This window comes from Pseudomonas sp. P5_A2_2 (assembly GCF_054177685.1).
The window spans coordinates 1-1,529 of record NZ_JBGCUL010001027.1; the positions used below are offsets into that span (position 1 = coordinate 1).

The 1,529-nt window shown below is 57.4% G+C and carries 1 protein-coding gene and 1 pseudogene; both read right to left on the bottom strand.

Annotation, left to right across the window (positions count from 1 at the left end; translation table 11 throughout):
* A partial coding sequence (locus tag ACXRVY_RS28460) for a sensor histidine kinase (RefSeq protein ID WP_458238885.1) occupies positions 1 to 870 on the bottom strand: 870 nt, incomplete at its 3' end.
* A gap of 395 nt (positions 871 to 1,265) precedes the next feature.
* Positions 1,266 to 1,529: pseudogene (locus ACXRVY_RS28465) on the bottom strand (hypothetical protein); the annotation flags it as partial.

The window sequence follows — 1,529 nt, forward strand, 5'->3', positions numbered from 1 at the left end:
GGCCCGTTCGAGCGCACGGGGCGCCCAGGGAAAAAGAGCTTCGATTTGAGTGCCTTTGCCCGGCTCGCTGGTAACGGTCAGCGTGCCGCCCAGTTGATCGATCCGTTCCGACATCCCGGCCATACCGCGTTGCCCTTCACGACCGGGGTCGGTTGCAGGCGCGAAGCCCTGTCCGTCATCGCTGATCTGCAGCTTCAGGCCTTGTGGCAGACGCTGCAGGCATACCAGCAGGTTCTTGGCCTGGGCATGTCGCAGGATGTTGGTGACCGCTTCCTGGGTAATACGGAAAGCTGCCACAGCCATTTCCTCCGGTATGCCGGTCAGGCGCTGCTGGCATTCCAGGCTCCAGTGCACCGGGGTGTTGGTCAGGGTCTTGAGCAGGTGCGCGCGCAGACTGGCTTCCAGCCCGAGGCTGGTCAACTGCCGGGGATTGAGAATGGCGGATACGTCACGAACTTTGGTCAGGGTTTCTTCCAGCGTGTCGCAGAGGACCGAGCATTGCTCCTGGAGTTCTTCGGGCATCCGGCGTTTGAGCCAGTCACTTTGCAGTTTTGCAGCGGTCAGCAATTGACCGATGTCGTCATGCAGTTCCCGGCTCAGCCGGTGACGCTCGTTTTCCTGAACCTGCAACAGTCGGTCGGCCAGTTCCTGGGGCTGGAATTTGATGGATTTGCGCGAGAGGCAGTACTGCACGGCCACACTGGTCAGCGCCGCAACGTTGAGCACCAGCAATGACAGGGGCAACGGGATGGACAAGCCATAGACCAACAGACTGCCGAGCGTCGAGCAGGCGCATAACAACAGCGTGAATGTGCGTGCGTTCTCTCGGGAAGGTGGCCACGTGGCGATTGACTTGAGGCTGGCKTGCATAGCGGATGGAGCCAATGGATGTTCGCTGCGGGCAGACCGGTCAAGCTGGCTGACAGGCCCCTGTTTTTTAATCTGGAGCGTCGACTTCAACGGGGTGTACTTTTTTGGAGAAATCAGCCCCAAACTGTCCGGCTGCAACCACACTGCCACTAATTGGCGTCAACTAACAGGCGGCATAGTAGCACTTAAGATACCGTTGGTCGCGTCCGTATATATGTCCGAAAAGTCAGGAGTCCGGTCGTTGGGCGATGGTTCCATAAAGGAACAAGTTGGTTGATGTGTTTGTTGAAAGAGGTCGTTTATAGCTATGAAAAAATCAATTGCGACATGTGCGCACTCAAGTTACAGCGCGGTATTGATAACCAAAGCATGCCATACAACATGGTTCGGCAAGTTCAGGCCTGTCGTTGCGAATAGGAAACGAGGGTGAACGGCCTGGAATTGGCCGGTGGTTGAAACCGGCTTTGCCCGACCTGAAAGGCAAAGGCCTCAATAAGAGTGACCTGCTCGCTGTCGTCGAGGCTGAGTTGCCCGGTGGTCTGGTCGATGAGTTCGAGCTGCCAGGCAATCAGGGTCAGGCAGTCTTTCAAGGCACTCAGTGCGTCTTCGTGCAGGCTCATGGTGTGCTGGGCGTGGTTCAGCAGGCCGTGAATATGCAG